The 15837-nt window shown below is 58.0% G+C and carries 15 protein-coding genes; 5 read left to right on the top strand and 10 right to left on the bottom strand.

All coding sequences use genetic code 11. From position 1 onward, the window contains the following. Nucleotides 1-61: 61 nt before the first annotated feature. The 6 genes from HY868_21235 to HY868_21210 all read right to left on the bottom strand — a co-directional run bounded on the left by HY868_21235 (nt 62) and on the right by HY868_21210 (nt 5567). Nucleotides 62-511 (bottom strand): GNAT family N-acetyltransferase, encoded by a 450-nt coding sequence (locus HY868_21235; GenBank protein MBI5304671.1) that lies wholly within the window; start codon nt 509-511, stop codon nt 62-64. Next, nucleotides 511-1812 carry an aspartate--tRNA(Asn) ligase gene (gene aspS / locus HY868_21230; GenBank protein MBI5304670.1) on the bottom strand — a complete coding sequence of 434 codons (1302 nt, stop codon included), beginning with the start codon at nt 1810-1812 and terminating at the stop codon, nt 511-513. Before aspS ends, HY868_21235 begins: the two co-directional genes overlap by 1 nt. Nucleotides 1813-2223: 411 nt before the next feature. Further along, the gene (locus HY868_21225; GenBank protein ID MBI5304669.1) at nt 2224-3072 is read right to left on the bottom strand and encodes an ABC transporter permease; all 849 of its coding nucleotides are present in this window, start codon (nt 3070-3072) and stop codon (nt 2224-2226) included. After that, a complete protein-coding gene (locus HY868_21220; protein ID MBI5304668.1) occupies nt 3069-3725 on the bottom strand; it encodes an NUDIX hydrolase N-terminal domain-containing protein in 657 nt (218 codons plus the stop codon). Before HY868_21220 ends, HY868_21225 begins: the two co-directional genes overlap by 4 nt. After that, nucleotides 3722-4555, bottom strand: a complete 834-nt coding sequence (locus tag HY868_21215) for an ABC transporter permease (GenBank protein ID MBI5304667.1) — start codon at nt 4553-4555, stop codon at nt 3722-3724. The genes HY868_21220 and HY868_21215 overlap by 4 nt, the downstream gene beginning before the upstream one ends. 4 nt (nt 4556-4559) lie before the next feature. Then, on the bottom strand, nt 4560-5567 hold the full coding sequence (locus HY868_21210) for an ATP-binding cassette domain-containing protein (protein MBI5304666.1): 1008 nt from the start codon (nt 5565-5567) through the stop codon (nt 4560-4562). Nucleotides 5568-5715: 148 nt separating this feature from the next. Between HY868_21210 and HY868_21205 the strand changes: the two genes are divergently transcribed. Together HY868_21205 and HY868_21200 are read left to right on the top strand one after the other, a co-directional pair. Next, nucleotides 5716-6486 carry a dienelactone hydrolase family protein gene (locus HY868_21205; GenBank protein ID MBI5304665.1) on the top strand — a complete coding sequence of 257 codons (771 nt, stop codon included), beginning with the start codon at nt 5716-5718 and terminating at the stop codon, nt 6484-6486. Between the two features lie 14 nt (nt 6487-6500). Beyond that, nucleotides 6501-6959 carry a methylglyoxal synthase gene (locus HY868_21200; GenBank protein MBI5304664.1) on the top strand — a complete coding sequence of 153 codons (459 nt, stop codon included), beginning with the start codon at nt 6501-6503 and terminating at the stop codon, nt 6957-6959. A 43-nt stretch (nt 6960-7002) separates the two neighbouring features. Here the strand turns inward: HY868_21200 and HY868_21195 are convergent, their stop codons facing one another. From HY868_21195 to HY868_21180, 4 genes are all read right to left on the bottom strand, one after another. After that, a complete protein-coding gene (locus HY868_21195) occupies nt 7003-8001 on the bottom strand; it encodes a dipeptide epimerase (GenBank protein MBI5304663.1) in 999 nt (332 codons plus the stop codon). A gap of 104 nt (nt 8002-8105) precedes the next feature. Next, complete coding sequence (locus tag HY868_21190; protein MBI5304662.1) at nt 8106-9977, bottom strand: alpha/beta fold hydrolase; 1872 nt, start codon at nt 9975-9977, stop codon at nt 8106-8108. An 88-nt stretch (nt 9978-10065) separates the two neighbouring features. Beyond that, the gene (locus HY868_21185; protein ID MBI5304661.1) at nt 10066-11130 is read right to left on the bottom strand and encodes a membrane dipeptidase; all 1065 of its coding nucleotides are present in this window, start codon (nt 11128-11130) and stop codon (nt 10066-10068) included. Between the two features lie 311 nt (nt 11131-11441). Further along, nucleotides 11442-12161: a class I SAM-dependent methyltransferase gene (locus tag HY868_21180; protein MBI5304660.1), complete on the bottom strand. Its 720-nt coding sequence runs from the start codon at nt 12159-12161 to the stop codon at nt 11442-11444. A gap of 68 nt (nt 12162-12229) precedes the next feature. Here HY868_21180 and HY868_21175 point away from each other — a divergent pair, with 68 nt between their 5' ends. The 3 genes from HY868_21175 to HY868_21165 all read left to right on the top strand — a co-directional run bounded on the left by HY868_21175 (nt 12230) and on the right by HY868_21165 (nt 15672). Then, complete coding sequence (locus HY868_21175; GenBank protein ID MBI5304659.1) at nt 12230-13867, top strand: tRNA uridine(34) 5-carboxymethylaminomethyl modification radical SAM/GNAT enzyme Elp3; 1638 nt, start codon at nt 12230-12232, stop codon at nt 13865-13867. Between the two features lie 261 nt (nt 13868-14128). Then, complete coding sequence (locus tag HY868_21170; protein MBI5304658.1) at nt 14129-14689, top strand: YceI family protein; 561 nt, start codon at nt 14129-14131, stop codon at nt 14687-14689. A gap of 122 nt (nt 14690-14811) precedes the next feature. Then, entirely contained in the window at nt 14812-15672 is an 861-nt protein-coding gene (locus HY868_21165) for a VOC family protein (GenBank protein ID MBI5304657.1), read from the top strand. The last annotated feature ends 165 nt before the right edge of the window (nt 15673-15837 follow it).

Below are 15837 nucleotides of genomic sequence, written 5' to 3'. Positions count from 1 at the left end.
AAACCTGGTCGAATCAATGAGCGTTCACTTGCATATTGCCAGTGAACGCTTTATTTTTGCCTCATTCGATCCGACGACGAAACACGTAATGCGGACCGGTGACTGGAACATCGAACTCGGTACCGACTGAGCGAAAACCCAATGCCTCGTAAAACTCGCGCGCCGACGTGCGCCCATTGCACCACAGCTCGTCCCCTTTGTACGCGCGAATGTGCGCGACGCACAGGTCAATCAACGCGCGCCCGACACCTTGCCGGCGGACTGTGGATGTGGTCGCCATACCGCGCAAACGCCACGCGCGCGCATTGTGTTCGCCCGGCGCGGCTTCGCGCGTCACCGTCGCGATGCCAACCAGTTCATCCGCGCGAAACGCGCCCGCATGCAACGTTTCCGCCGCGTCATCGCCGGGATAGACCAACTCGTCCGGTTTTTGATGCGGACGCAAAACCGCGTGGCGCAGTTCGCGCGCTTGCGCGGCAGTGATCGCGCGAATTTCGATTGGCGAAGTCATCACGGCGTCAAGCGTTTCAAATCGCGCGGGAACAAGGTCGCTTCGCGCAGATTGCTCAAACCGCACAACTGCATGATGAAGCGTTCCAAACCAATTGCGAATCCGCCGTGCGGCGGCATGCCATGTTTCATCGTTTCGAGATAGTACGCGAACGGCTCGACCGGATATTTCGCGCGCGCGAGCGCGGCGAGATAATCGTCGTAACGATGCAAGCGTTGCCCGCCGGTCACGAGTTCGGTCCCGCGAAACAACAAATCGAACGAGTTCGAGTACTTGTTATCGCTCGCATCGGGATGCGTGTAGAACGGTCGCTTGACCATCGGATAACCGACGACGAACAGAAAATCCGAGTTGAATTTTTCGCGCGCCCATTCGCCGAGCCAACGTTCGTGTTGCGGCGCGAGGTCGGGTTCGCCGCGACAATCTTCACCGTGTTGTTCGAAAATCCATTGTTGCGCGTCGCGAAAATGAATGTGCGGAAAAGCTTCCGGCGCGTCCGGCATCTTCACTTCGAGGAGCTGCAACTCCGCCGCGTCGCGTTCGCCAAGCCGCGCGAGAATATGGCGAATCAACGCGTTGAGCAAACGCATCACCGTAAAATGGTTTTCGATAAATCCAAACTCGACGTCAAGACTGACGTACTCGTTGACGTGACGCGTCGTGTCGTGCGGCTCGGCGCGAAAGACCGGCGCGACTTCAAAGACGCGTTCAAAGACACCGACCATGATCTGTTTGTAAAACTGGGGCGATTGCGCAAGGTACGCTTTTTGTCCAAAGTAATCCACCGCAAAGACGTTCGCGCCGCTCTCAGTCGCGGACGCGACGAGTTTGGGTGATTGAATCTCGGTGAATCCTTCGCCATCCAAAAATTCACGGAACGCCGCCATCACGCCGGCGGCGAGACGAAAGCGCGCGCGGCGTGTGGGATGCCGCAACGCGACAGTCGCGTGATCGAGAAACACGTCGAGCGACGCGTGCAGGACGGGTTTGTTGAGCGGCACCGGCGGCGCATCGGTCACCGGCGTGAGCACCTGGATCGTTAATTCGCGCAGTTCGACGCCGCCCGGCGCTTGCGGTTCTTCGGCGACCACGCCGGCGATTTGAAGCACGGTCTCGTTCTGCAACGCGTGGAGCGCGGACAACGCGCTCGCATCCTGGGTCGTCGCCTGCGCGATGCCAAAGCCATCGCGCACGAGGATGAAATTGATTTTGCCGAGCGCGCGCAGTTGGTGCAGCCAACCCGCGAGCATCACGCGCTCGCCGATATGTTCGCGCAATTGAGTCGTCCGAATTCGTTGCATCACGTACCCCTTTCGGAAAATAAAAAATCCCCCCATCCTGTGAAAGGACGAGGGGAACTCGTGGTGCCACCTTTCTTTGCAACATCGCTGTCGCCTTGACGCTCGCTAAAGGGAGCGAACCTTACCGCTCGAGAGCTGTCGTTCGAATCCGCGCGCGGGTCGTCTTTTCAGCCGCGAGACGACTCTCTACATTCCAGGGCGCGATCTACTCTACTCTGTCACTGCGGTGGTTGGGTTATAGCACATCTCACTAGTCCGGTCAAGTTGACCGCCAGGGCTTTTCAAAAGTCATTTGCTGACCTAACCCCCTGCCCCCTTTCCTATGAGGGAAGGGGGTTGGGGGTTAGGTCAGCAAGTGAGTCAAGCGACTTTTGAAAAGCCGTGAGTTGACCCGTCGCGTCTTTTTTTCGATCAATAATTCGTCGTCCGATCAATCAACCCGCGTTCGCGCGCGCGGCGATCACAGCGACGGAACACAACCATCGCGAGGAATGCAAACGCAACCGTGAGCGCGACGAGAATCGCGAGCAGTTGCGCGTCGCTGAAATTCGCAAGCGTGGGAAATGCCTGCGCGACCGAGCCGACGAGCGAACGGCGCAACAGTTCGAGCCAGTACGTGATCGGCATCGCGTATCCGATGGGACGCAAGTATTCCGGCAACACATCGAGCGGAAAGACCGCGCCGCTAAACAAATACAACGCGCCCGCGACTGCCTCGCCGAGATACCCGGCGTGATGCGCGAGCAAAAGCGTGACGCCCGCAAGAATTAGCCCCAGCATCGCGAGCATGACCACACCAATCGCGAGCGAAACAAGAAACAGCGGCGCATTGATCGCGGCAAAATTGATCGGCACGTTCAAAAACAACACGCCCACCGCAATCGTGATAAACACGGCGACCGATCCTGTGATAAAACGCGCGACGCCTCGCCCGATCAAGTAAAACGGAATCTGCACCGGCGCGGTGTAAATGTACTTGAGCGTGCGATAATGTTCGCGGTCGTCAATCACCGCCCACGACACGCCAATCATCACCGCGCCGACGAAAATGTAAAACGCATTGCCAAGATAAATGTACGGAAAGAGCGGCGAGGCGAAATCGCTGCCGGTGACGACGCTGTACATCACGACGAGTATCATCGCGCTCGCGACCGGCTTGACGATGGAATAGACCGCAAACAGAAACGGGTCGGTCCAGTTCGATTCGATCTGCCAACCGAGCCAGGTCGCCATTCTGAATGAACGCAGTGCGGACCTCATTCGCTTCCCTCGCGATCAAAGAACGCGCGGTGATCGCCGCGCCACACGCGAAACGCCTCTGGGATGCGCGTCGCGTGTCCTGGGTCGAGATCGCGCGGCAACGCGTTTTCCGCGAACCATTGCGCGTCCAGCACTTCGAGCGCGTGCGACGGTTTCGCAAGTTGTGTATCGAGCGGACGACACAGAAAAATAAACTGGTATAAATGAAACCGCGCGACCGTGCCACACAAACGCGAATCGAACACGCCGACGAGCGCGATCACGCGCGAACGCACGCCGGCTTCTTCAAATGCTTCGCGCACGACGCCTTCTGCCGGAGTTTCGCCCACTTCAAGCGCGCCGCCCGGCATCGCCCACAAACGATTGTCCGCGCGGCGAATCAACAAGATGCGTCCCGCATCGTCAATCACCGCCGCATCGCCAACCGCGAACGGGGTGGGGCGCGCAAAGATCGTCGCGCGCAAAGGTTCCATCTGTTCAAGCGATTCGCCGGTCGCCAGCGCGTTCATCGCCATCGCCATCGTTCGCAAATTTTCGTAGTTGGTTCGGTCGTACACGTTCTGCGAGAACAGCAACCCCATCGCCGCCATGTCGCGGATCCGATCCGCCCACAAGGCAATCTGTTCCGCCGGTGTCATGTCATTCCCATTCATCTACGACTCTCCGTCAACCGTCCTTCACGAATCGCCAAGCGTTCCATGTGCGCGAGCAACACGCGCGCCGCGACGAGAAAGATCGCGCTCAACGCGATGAGCGCGAGAATTTCGATCTCGACGCTGAGAAAACCAATTGCCGCGCCGGAGGGAAACGCGAGTTGCCGCATCGCGTCGAGACCCAGGGTTAGCGGCACGAGCGACGCACCGGCGGCGAGCCAAAAGTTGAGATGTTTGATCGGAAAATAAAAACCCGACAACAGGTAGATCGGTTCCTGTGCGAGATTCGAAAGATGCCACGCCTCGCGGCTCAACAACAAAAACAGCGACGCCATCATCATCCCCATCCCGTACAGCGCGATCATCGCGAGCAGAAATACCGCGAGCAAATGCGGAAAACTGACGACCGCGTACTGCACACCAAAAATAAAACTGCCTACAACGACAATCGCGGTCGCGCGCAACGCGGTCGCGATCAACCCGCCGAGCGCCATCCCTAACAGGACCGCCATCATCGAAGCCGGCGACATGATGTAAAGCGCGAGATTGCCCTGCTCTTTTTCCCAGTACAACTGCGACGACATCGCCCACAACACGTTGAGCCAGAACGCGGTCATCGCGCCGCCGAACACGACGAAACCGACGTACTCGTCTGGCGCGCGCATCGCGCGATAAACGAACACGTACGCCGAGATCGCGAGAATCGGCAAACACACGTCGAAGAACAACCACGACCGTTCGCGTTGCGTGCCGATGACGCGCGGGTACGCACGCCCGATCACGGTTTGCAGAAATAATCGCCAGCCGTTGTTTTTCTTGAGTTGCTCCATGCCGCTACTGAACGCTCTCCACGTCTGCCATGCTCCGCCCGACCAAATCCACGAATACATCTTCGAGCGTCGGCTCGCGCTTGCGGAGATTGAGCAGACGCGCGTGATTCATCGTCAGTGTGTTGATGACACCGCCCACCGCGTCGTCCGCGTCGAGCATCAACTCGAGCGTCGCGCGTCCATCGCCTGCGCGATGCGTAACCTGGCGGACGCCGGCGAGCGACTCGATCATTTTCACATCCACTCCATCCAGCGGCGTCGTTTCGATTTGAAAGATCGCCTCGCGTTGCAAACGATGTTTCAAGTTCGCGGGCGTATCGCACGCGAGCACACGCCCCTGGTTGATGATCGCGACGCGGTCGCACAACTCGTCCGCTTCGACCATGTAATGCGTCGTCAACAACAACGTGCGCGATTTGTCTTGTGTAACCCATTGGCGGATGAACGCACGCACATCGCGCGACGCGCCAACGTCGAGACCCAGGGTCGGTTCGTCGAGAAACAACACTTGCGGATCGGTCAGAAATCCGCGCACGATGTTCATCTTTTGCCGCAAGCCGGTCGAGAGGTCGGATGATTTGGTGTTGAGCCGATCCGTCATGCCGACGATGGCGAGCAATTCCTGGATGCGTTTGTTCGCTTGATTCGTGGGGATGCCGTAGAACTGCGCGAACATCCACAAATTTTCGCGCACGGTGAGCAAGCCATAACCGGACGACTCGCCGCCGGAGACCATGTTGATGAGCGGGCGCACCAAGTGCGGTTCGCGCACGACATCGTAACCGGCGACGGACGCCGCGCCGCTCGTCGGCGCAAGAAGTGTCGTCAGGATTTTGATAAGTGTCGTCTTGCCCGCGCCGTTCGGACCGAGCAAGCCGAACAATTCGCCGCGCGCGATCTGCAACGATACGTTGTCGAGCGCGGTCAGCGTCTTGGGTTCTTTCTTTTTACCGTCACGAATTTTGTAGAGACGACCCAGATCGCGTGTTTCGACCGAAGCAGTTGGTGTCAAGTGAATCCCTCAAGGTGAGAATACGCAAGACAAGATTTTATCACAACACGCGTGCGACGACAAACGAGAATTTCGCACAGGGCTTGACAGTGTTGGACGATGCAACTATGATGCCTTCGCTTGAATCGCAAAGAAGGAGAATCCGATAATGTGTTACGACCTCGATGCACGACCACCCGTCCCGCCGATTTCGGGCGGCTCGGCGAATGGGGAAGATATCGTGTTGACCGCCCAGGATGGCACTCGCTTTGCCGCATACCTCGCGCATCCGACGCAAAAGAAAAACGCCCAGGTGATCGTTTTTCCGGACGTTCGCGGCTTGCATCAGTTCTACAAAGAACTGGCTCTGCGTTTTGCCGAACAAGGTTACCCCGCGCTCGCGCTCGATTATTTCGGACGCACCGCCGGCATCGGTCCCCGCGACGACACGTTCGAATTTCGTTCGCATGTCGAAGCGATGACGATGCCGACGTTCCTCACCGATGTCACGGCGGCGCTTGCGTATTTGCGCGCGAACAATCCCGCCGTGCGCGCGACCTTTGTCGTCGGCTTTTGTCGCGGCGGCGCGTTGTCGTTGCTCACCGCGACTGAAGCGTTGGATTTGTCCGGCATCATCGCGTTCTACGCCGGCATGAGCCGCCCGATTCCCGGCGCGCGCGGCGCGACGCTTGACCAGGCAAGCCAGATTCGCTACCCGGTGCTCGGATTGTTCGGCGGCGCAGACCAGGGCATTCCCGCGAGCGATGTGCAACAACTCGACGCGCAACTCGACCGCGCGGGCGTACCGCACGAGATCGTCACGTATCCCGACGCGCCGCATAGTTTCTTTGATCGGCGTTACACGGAATTCGCAGATGCATCGGCAGACGCGTGGACGCGCGCGTTGAATTTCATCGCGGCGCACACGCAAGCAAGTTGAGAAAAGGAGGTTGAATGACGCAAAAGAGAATCACCATCGAACCGGACAAGAAAATCGCGCTCGTGGCGCACGACAACAAAAAGCGCGATTTGATCGAGTGGGCAAAATTCAATCGCGATCTCTTGGCGCACCACATCATCTACGCGACGGGGACAACGGGGACGCTGTTGGAGAAAGAACTGGGATTCGAAATTCACAAACTCGAAAGCGGTCCGCTCGGCGGCGATCAACAGATCGGCGCAAAAATCGTTGACGGTGAGATTGACTTTCTCATCTTTTTCTGGGACCCGCTCGAACCGATGCCACACGATCCCGATGTCAAAGCGTTGTTGAGAATGGCAGTCGTGTGGAACATTCCGATTGCCTGCAATCGCGCGACCGCCGATTTCATGATCTCATCCCCGCTGATGGATGAGACATACGACCGCTTGTTACCCGAGTACGGCGAGCATCGCAATCGGCAGGCGACCTGAATCAAAAACCCGAAGGGGCTTGAAGCCCTTCGGGTTTGTCTATCTACCCCACCTCTATCACACCCAACCCAGGTTTGTCCGGCAAAATCATCCGCGCGCCATCGTAGCGCACACCTGTGAAGCGATCATTGCGAATGAGCAACGGACCGTCAAGATCGGCATAGTCGCACAGCGGCGCGAGATGCGCGGCGGCGGTCACGCCGACCGAACTCTCGACCATGCAACTGAGCATCACTTGCATATCGAGCGCGCGCGCGGTGTGAATCGCGCGCAACGCTTCGCGAATGCCGCCGGTCTTCATCAACTTGACGACGACGCCATCCACCGCGCCCGCGTGCGCCGCGACATCGCGCGCGGTCTTGACTGGCTCGTCTGCAAAAATCGGTAGACCGAATTTCTGTGTGCGTAACCACTTCAATCCTTCGATGTCGCCGACCGGCAACGGCTGTTCGATAAATTCCAAATCGTACTGTGCGAGACGCGGAATCATCGCGGCGGCTTGGTCGCGCGTCCAACCGGCATTTGCATCCACGCGCAATTTCGCGTTCGTCGCGCGGCGAATCGCCGCGACCATCGCTTCGTCGTTCGCGCCGCCGACCTTGACCTTGATGATCGGCAAGCCGGATTCTTTCGCACGTTGCGCCATCAATTCGGGGTCGTCCATCGCAATCGTAAACGAAGTCAACGGCACGCGCGTCGGGTCGAGTCCGAACAAACGATAGAGCGGCTGACCCAATCGCTTGCCCCACACATCGTGCAACGCGAGGTCAATCGCCGCGCGCGCGGCTTGCGACCCAGGCGGCAAACGATTGAGAATGTCTTCGATCAAAAACGGATCGGCGCTCTTGCCGAGGTCATCTGCGACGCGCGCCAGGTATTCCATGATTCCTTGTTGCGTTTCGCCGTGATACGTGACTGCCGCCGCTTCGCCCAGCCCTTCATCAAGATGCGCGAGCACGTTGTAGCGCCGGTCGTCCGCACCGTGCGCGATGCGAAACGTCGTGCGTAATTCCAACGTCAATGCTTCCCAGGTTAGTTTCATCGAAATCTCCGTAGTCTAATGTCATTGCGAGGGCGGACTTTGCCCGAAGCAATCAAAGTCGTTTGTAGGAGATTGCTTCGTCGCTTCGCTCCTCGCAATGACGGTCAATATCTCCGCGCCCCAACAAAATGCTCGCGCAACCACGCGCGATAATTCGGCGCGGCGGGATCGAAACTGTTGTACGAAGTTCCGCGCGCTGTTCCGTTCGCATGAACGAATTCATCGCCGCCGAGCGAAATCGCGACGTGCGTGATTCGTTCATAGCGTTCACTCAATTCGCTCGCTTCGCCAAAGAAAAGCAAATCGCCGGGCGTGGGCGTCCCTTCGACCGGCGTACCCGCGCGAAATTGTTGATCCGCATCGCGCGGAATCGCGACGCCGATAAATTCGTAAAACGTTTGCGCGAGCCCCGAACAATCGAAACCAAACGGCGTGCGCCCGCCCCACAAGTACGGCACGCCGACGAATCGGCGAATAAGACCCAGGGTGAACGCAATACCCGCCGCGTTCGCGCGCGGTCGTTCTGCGCCGGGTAAAAGCGAATCTTGTGTGACCCACCAAACGCGCCCATCGGGTAAACAGATTGCCGCGTTATCATCGCGCTGTTCGATCATCGGCAATGAAATCGCAAACGGCAATTTACCGACCTGGATCGTTCGCGCGGCATCCGTGTACGCCGAAACAATTTCGCCTTGCACAAGCGCGTTGCATGACGCGGCGTACTCGCGCAAGATTTTTGCATCGGCGCGATGAAGTGTGACTACTTGCGTCCAACCGATGTACCCATCGCGTTCGAGTTGAACGCGCACCCAGTCGTCGCGCTCTTCCAGGATGCGGACGATTTCGCCAAAGCGCGCTTGCGTCATTCGCTCCGCCAACGAACGCGGCTCGCGCCGCACATCGGCAACGGCGCGAATAACGATCGCGCACGGAGTTGCTTCAATGAGCAAGATTTTGAGATTGGAGGAATCAACCTGACTGTCATTTGGAGCGCAGCGAGAAATCGTGCCATCATCGGACGGAGATTTCTCCTCGCGAAAAACGTTCGTCGAAATGACAGACCGCGCGACCTGCAGTTGTTCGCGCGTCAACACCTCGCCGGTAAGAACGATGCTCTCATCGCGGCGCGTCGCGTTGACATCGAACACAGCCACACGCGGGTCGTACTGCGCGCGTCGCAAACGATAGAGCGCGTCGTTCCCCGCGTCGCCGCGCCGCGCGAGAAAATCGAGCACGCGCGTGATCCAATCGAACAGCAATTCGTCGTGGACGTTGTGACCGATTCCGGCTGGAATCCAGTACTCGGCATCAGGGATGTGTCGCGCGATGAATTGCGCGTGGCGCATCGGCGCATTGACGCGATCCTGCGCGCCTTGAATCACGAGCGTCGGTCGCCGCACGCGAGCCAAATCGTCCGGTGTATAATTCGGCTCGGTGATAATCGCGTGCAGCGTCAACCGCAACAAATCGCGCCAGTACTCTGTGCCATGTGCCGCGCCGTGCAACGCGATCATTTCGTTCATCCACTCGGGACGTTCGCGCGCGACACGGTCGGGATCAAAAATCGCCGGTTCTTTTTCAATGAGGTCAGGACTGACGTACGCGTTCGCGGCTTGCGGAATCGCGGTCTGGACGATTTCGGGATGTTCAATAAGCGTGACGAGCGCGACATTGCCGCCGTTGCTGTGCCCGATGATGTGCGCGCGTTCGTAACCGAGCGCGCGGACGAGCGCAGCGGTGTCGTCCGCCATTTCTTTGAACGAGTACGAGTGATGGGGATTGGCGCTCTGTCCGTGCCCGCGACAATCGGGGACGATCACGCGATACTCGCGCGCGAGGAGTGGCGCGACGAATTGCCAATTCGATTGCCCAGTGCCGGTCGAGCCGTGAATCAGCACGATGGGCGCGCGGTCAGAACGATCTTCGCCGAATGTCGCGTAGTAAATCTGCGCGCCGTTGATTTCGATGAATGCCATGATGTCTCCTGTAGCGGATGGCAATTGGCGGATGGCAAATAGCAGATTGCTATTCGCTATTCGCTATTCGCTATCCGCCATTCGCCATTCACGCCGGCAACACGCGCCGTAACACGCGAATCCAGTTGCCGCCGAGGATGTTCGCGATGTCCGTGTCACTGAACGACACAGCGGAGAGCGCATCGCCCATTTTTTGCAAATCCGCCACCGTGTCAATTCCGAGCGGAGTAGATTCCATGCCAAAGCCGCCATCGAAATCGGTGCCGATGCCGACGTGCATCGCGTCGCCGGCAAAATCGCAAATGCGTTGCGTGTGCCGTACCACGTCGGCGAGCGTCAGCATTTCCTTCTTTGCCGACTTGTCCCAGCCCGCTTTGATGAATGCGCCGTAGAACACCGCGCCGATCACACCATCGCGCGCGATGATCGCGCGGATCATGTCGTCACTCAATTGGCGATCCACATCCGTGTCCACAAACACACGGCAATTCGAATGGCTTGCGATGACGGTGCCGTGATACAGTTCGAGTGCGTCCCAGAAACTCTGTTCCGCCATGTGCGAGGCATCGAGCAACATGCCCGCGCGTTCGAGATTCGGCATCAACGCGCGACCCAGGTCGGTGAGCGGACCGGGTGCGCGTGTGCCACCCGAGTACCGCGTTTGACTCCACGCCGGACCGACAATCCGCACGCCCGCGTCGAACCACTCGCCCACTTGATCGGGCGCGATAATCGGGTCTGCGCCTTCCATCAAAATCACCAAACCGACGCGCGGCTCAGGTGAATTGATGACACGTTCCAAATCTACACGCGTCGTGATGATCGAAATACGCGAGTCCATCGCGAGCATCGCATAGTACGCGAGTTGTTCCAGCGCTTGATCGTGCGCCTCTTGCTCGGTGTGGTATCGTTTCCCCAGACCGGTCTGATTCGGACGCGCCTTGGACACGTACAACGTCGCGAACGCGACGCGCACATTGCCGGCGAGTAATTCCGGCAAACCCAGCATCGCGCTGCCTTCGCCATGCGCTGGATTCGCGCCTTCGTTCGCGCGCTTGGTCGCCACGCTATCGAGAAAATCGCGATTGAGCGCGAGCTTGTTCCACGCAATATCTTGATGCGCATCCACAATGATCGGCAATTGGTTCGGCATTAAATTCTCCTTGTGCAAAAGGTGAATGCGATTATAACGCGCAACACACGCAACGTCAACGCGAAAAAAACACAAACCGTTTGCGATGCCCTTTCGCAAACGGCTTGTATTAGGAGGAGAACACAATTTAGATTGAGATGGAGACAGGGCTTGCACCCTCCCAGCAGGGAACGCCCCGGCGTTGGTTCACGGCACTGGCTAGGAAATTCACCGCTTGCTCCGCTTCAGCATCCCCATCTCTGCGAACAGTATCGCTCCGGCAGATTAGCCACAGATGAGAACAATGTAAACAACAAATAAAATTTTTGACGTTAGGTTTTCACAAGAATACTGTATAAATTCAAGTCCGCGTCCGCATAAAATTGTTCGACGATTTGAAAATCGCTTTGCGCCGCAAGTTTTTTCATTTCGCTTTGCGTCACGAGATGACAATAGCGAAATCCTTTGCCGCCGCGCTCCCATGTCATCAATGCGTCGCCTTCTTCGAGTTCGTGTTCATCTACGCCGATCATCTGCCATGCGACGATTTTTTTTCGCAATCGTTCGTTGCGCTCGAAATGCCAATTCGTCAGAATCACACGCGCGCCGGATTTGAGCAACGCGTGAATCTCGCGCAGAACCGCGACGCGCAACTCGAAACTGGGAACGTGATGCAACACGGCGAGCGCAATCGCAAGATCGAATGACGCGCGCGCGAACGGCGCGCCCCAGCCCGGCGCGGCAATGTCGGCGACGCGAAACTCGGCGGCGACGTGATGCCAGCGCGCTTGATGCGCGGACGCAATCGCGATCAACTCCGGCGACGCGTCTACGCCGACGTACTGCACGCGGCGTGATTCGCGCTCCAAGCGTTCCGCGAGCCGACCGTTGCCACAGCCAACATCCAGCGCCTTTACACCATCGCCGATGTACGCTACAATTCGCTCCAATCGCGATTGTCCGCTCGAACGCGTTTCGGAAAACGCGTGCGCGAATTCGGAATAGAATTTGCGATTGATGTCGAGTAGTTGATTTACCAGTCGTGAATCCACAATGACCGCCGACCGCCGATCACCGACGGCAGTCTGCCGTCAGCCGTTTGCGGTCTTTTGAAAAAATGTTGGACGAAAATAGAACTCGCCTTGCCAAGTGGCGCGCGAAACATCTCACGCCGCTCGATATAGACAAGCACCAGCACGCACTTGCCACACTGTTCGACACGGTGCAACGCGCGCGCGCCTTGTCGCCCGCGCAGTTGAACGCGCTCATCATTCGCCTCATCCACGACGGCGCGACGACTGTGACCCAGGACAAGATCATCACCGCGTACCGCGAAATGACCACGCGCGGCATCATCGAGTTCGATCAACACGTCCTGAATCGTCTGCGCCTCAAACCGATTCGCACATCGTCGGGCGTCGCGCCGCTCACCGTGTTGACCGCCGCGTATCCTTGTCCGGGTAAATGTATTTTTTGCCCCGACGTGAAAGGGTTCCCAAAAAGTTATTTGCCGCTCGAACCGGGCGTGCAACGCGCGGCGCAAAACAAATTCGATCCGTTCACCCAAGTTACATCGCGTCTTGAATCGTTCGAGACGAACGGACACGCGACCGACAAGATCGAACTGCTCGTGCTCGGCGGCACGTGGTCGGCGTACCCGCCTCACTACCAAGAAAAATTCGTGCGCCGATTGTTCGACGCGTTGAATGGCGTCGAATCCGCAACTCTCGAAGAGGCACAGCGGCGCAACGAAAACGCAGAGCATCGCGCCGTGGGACTCGTGCTCGAAACGCGACCCGATTATATCACACTTGACGAGGTGCGGCGATTGCGCTGGCTCGGCGCGACCAAGGTGCAACTCGGCATTCAATCGCTCGATGACAACATCCTCGCGCTAAACCAACGCGGCGAAACGACGACCGAACAAAAACGCGCGATCCGTTTACTGCGTCTCGCCGGGTTCAAACTCCATTTGCATTGGATGCCGAACCTGCTCGGCGCGACGCCCGAATCCGACCGCGCCGATTTTGCGCGATTGTGGAACGATCCGGCATATCGCCCCGACGAGTTGAAAATTTATCCGTGTAGTTTGATCGAGGGGACGGAACTGTATCCGATTTGGGAACGCGGTGAGTATCGTCCGTACACCGACGACGAATTGACGGAATTGCTCGTGGATTGCAAACGCATCGTCCCGCGCTATTGTCGCTTGAATCGCGTAATTCGCGATATTCCGGCGAGTTACATCGCGGCGGGAAGCAAACGTTCCGATCTGCGTCTCGCCGCGCAACGCGCACTGAAAGAACGCGGCTTGCATTGCGAGTGCATTCGTTGCCGTGAAGTGCGCCACGAGAAAATTTCGCCGGACGAATTGCGGCTCGACACACTCACGTACGACACAGACACGACGCGCGAATATTTTTCGAGTTACGTCTCTGCGCGCGACAAGCTCGCCGGTTTCTTGCGGCTCTCGCTACCGTCACCCCACGCCGCGCGCGATGAGATTCTCGACGAACTACGCGACTGCGCGATTATTCGCGAGGCACACGTGTACGGACCCGCGCTCGAAATCGGCGTGGAACGCGCGGGCGCGGCGCAACACACCGGGCTGGGCGCGCGCCTGATCGAACACGCCGAACAAATTGCGCGTGATGCCGGATTCAAACGGCTCGCGGTGATTTCCGCCATCGGCACGCGCGAGTACTATCGCAAGCACGGGTTTGAACTCGGCGAATTGTACATGGCGAAATCGTTGTAAGCCACAACCAGAATCCAGGTTTCTCCCCTTCGGGGAAACCTGGATTTTTCTATTTACAAACGCTTAACAAACTCGTTTGCAAAAGGACGCGGCAAAGGACGGTGAACGGGACAACCCCATTGTATCATCTCTTCAGAATTAAGAATTCACCTTACCCACCATTTGTCATTTCGAGGAGCGAAGCGACGAGAAATCCCCGTGCAACCAGGGGATTTCTCGCTCCGCTCGAAATGACAGTGAAGAGAAAACAGGAGGATTACAATGGGTTGGCAAGTAGATTACGCACATTCGCAAATCGAGGCGACCGTTCGCCACATGATGATTTCGAACGTGCGCGGGCGTTTTGAAAAGTTTACCGTGAACGCGCAAATTGACGACAATCATCCCGAACGTTCGCAAATAGAGGTCGCCATTGATGCGGCAAGCGTCAACACCAAGAACGAACAACGCGATGGTCATCTGAAATCGCCAGACTTTTTGGACGTCGAGAATTTCCCGACGATCACTTTCAAGAGCACGCGCACTCAAAAATCAGATGACGCCAACGGCAAACTATACGGCGATCTGACGATCAAGGGCATCACCAAGCCGGTCGTGTTGAACGTCGAGTACGCCGGGCAATCCAAGAGTCCGTGGGGCACGATCAACGCGGGCTTTACGGCGAGCGCCAAACTCAATCGCAAGGATTGGGGACTAAACTGGAACGCGGCGCTCGAAACCGGCGGCTGGCTCGTCGGCGACGAGGTCAAGATTGACATCGAAGTTGAATTCACCAAGGTTCCCGAAACTGCGCCGGTGGAGAGACAACCGGTCGCCGCATAAGAAATTCGTTGATGAATGAAACTAGCGCCCTGCTCGCTTCGTAAATACGTGAGCAGGGTGTTTCGTTTTTGTAGGGCAAGTTTCCAACTTGCCGCTTGCCCTACTTTTTTAGGAGAAAGACCATGAGTTCGATCCATCCCGATACCACACTCGGATACGTGCGTGTGGCGGTGAGCAACGTTGACGAGTCGCTCATCTTTTATCAGAACGCGCTCGGCTTGCAATTGCGCGAACGCGCGGGCAATACCGCGTACCTTGGCGCGGGCGCGGACGACATCGTCGTGCTCGAGCAAGCGACGAACGCGCAACTCCCCGCGCCCGCGACCGGCTTGTATCATTTCGCGATTCGCGTGCCGTCGCGTCACGCGCTCGCGCAATCGCTCAAGAATTTTATCGAGACGAAAACGCCGCTCGGCGGCTTTGCCGATCACCTGGTCAGCGAGGCGATTTACCTCGCCGACCCGGACGGCAACGGCATCGAGGTCTATCGCGACCGTCCGCGCAACGAGTGGTACGACGCGCACGGCAAACTCACCATGGCGACCGATCCGCTCGACGTGCGCGGCTTGCTCGGCGAAGTGCAGGGCAATGGCGCGGGCTGGCAAGGCATGGAACGCGGCACGCAACTGGGACACATGCACCTCAAGGTTGCCCAAATCGCGGAATCGAAAAAATTTTACTGCGACGTGCTCGGTTTCGATTTCGTGGCGGACTATGGACCGTCCGCCGCGTTCGTCTCCGCGGGCGGGTATCATCACCACATCGGCATGAATACCTGGGAGAGCGCGGGCGCGCCGCCGCCACCGCCGGACACAATCGGCTTGCGCGATTTTATCGTGCGTCTGCCGAATCGCGCGGAACTGGACACGGTGCTGGGGCGCGTGGAACATGCTGGCATTGCGATAGAAGCAACGCACGCGGGTTCACTCGTACGCGATCCATCGCAGAATGGCGTCGTGTTGATGCTAGCAGAAAACACGTGAACGCGGTTTAGGATAGTGTAGCATGGCGACCGACAGGGGCGATTGAAATCGCCTTTGGTGGGCGTTCCGCCGGGCGTCCATCCCTCATTGCATTCGGGACAATTGCCTACGTGGACGCGAAATTCGCCCGCGTACTATAGCCCCGTAGCGAAGCGGAGTGGGGGC

The sequence above is a fragment of the Chloroflexota bacterium genome, assembly GCA_016219275.1.
Taxonomy (GTDB): domain Bacteria; phylum Chloroflexota; class Anaerolineae; order UBA4142; family UBA4142; genus JACRBM01.
This window is presented reverse-complemented; position numbering and strand designations above follow the sequence as displayed.

What these genes read in the sequence shown, in the direction of transcription:
- HY868_21200 (MBI5304664.1), top strand. Translation starts at nt 6,501, where the DNA reads ATGACGCAAAAGAGAATCACCATCGAACCGGACAAGAAAATCGCGCTC.
- HY868_21205 (MBI5304665.1), top strand. Translation starts at nt 5,716, where the DNA reads ATGTGTTACGACCTCGATGCACGACCACCCGTCCCGCCGATTTCGGGC.
- HY868_21185 (MBI5304661.1), bottom strand. Translation starts at nt 11,130, where the DNA reads ATGCCGAACCAATTGCCGATCATTGTGGATGCGCATCAAGATATTGCG.
- HY868_21235 (MBI5304671.1), bottom strand. Translation starts at nt 511, where the DNA reads ATGACTTCGCCAATCGAAATTCGCGCGATCACTGCCGCGCAAGCGCGC.
- HY868_21225 (MBI5304669.1), bottom strand. Translation starts at nt 3,072, where the DNA reads ATGAGGTCCGCACTGCGTTCATTCAGAATGGCGACCTGGCTCGGTTGG.
- HY868_21170 (MBI5304658.1), top strand. Translation starts at nt 14,129, where the DNA reads ATGGGTTGGCAAGTAGATTACGCACATTCGCAAATCGAGGCGACCGTT.
- HY868_21195 (MBI5304663.1), bottom strand. Translation starts at nt 8,001, where the DNA reads ATGAAACTAACCTGGGAAGCATTGACGTTGGAATTACGCACGACGTTT.
- HY868_21215 (MBI5304667.1), bottom strand. Translation starts at nt 4,555, where the DNA reads ATGGAGCAACTCAAGAAAAACAACGGCTGGCGATTATTTCTGCAAACC.
- aspS (MBI5304670.1), bottom strand. Translation starts at nt 1,812, where the DNA reads ATGCAACGAATTCGGACGACTCAATTGCGCGAACATATCGGCGAGCGC.
- HY868_21220 (MBI5304668.1), bottom strand. Translation starts at nt 3,725, where the DNA reads ATGAATGGGAATGACATGACACCGGCGGAACAGATTGCCTTGTGGGCG.
- HY868_21165 (MBI5304657.1), top strand. Translation starts at nt 14,812, where the DNA reads ATGAGTTCGATCCATCCCGATACCACACTCGGATACGTGCGTGTGGCG.
- HY868_21190 (MBI5304662.1), bottom strand. Translation starts at nt 9,977, where the DNA reads ATGGCATTCATCGAAATCAACGGCGCGCAGATTTACTACGCGACATTC.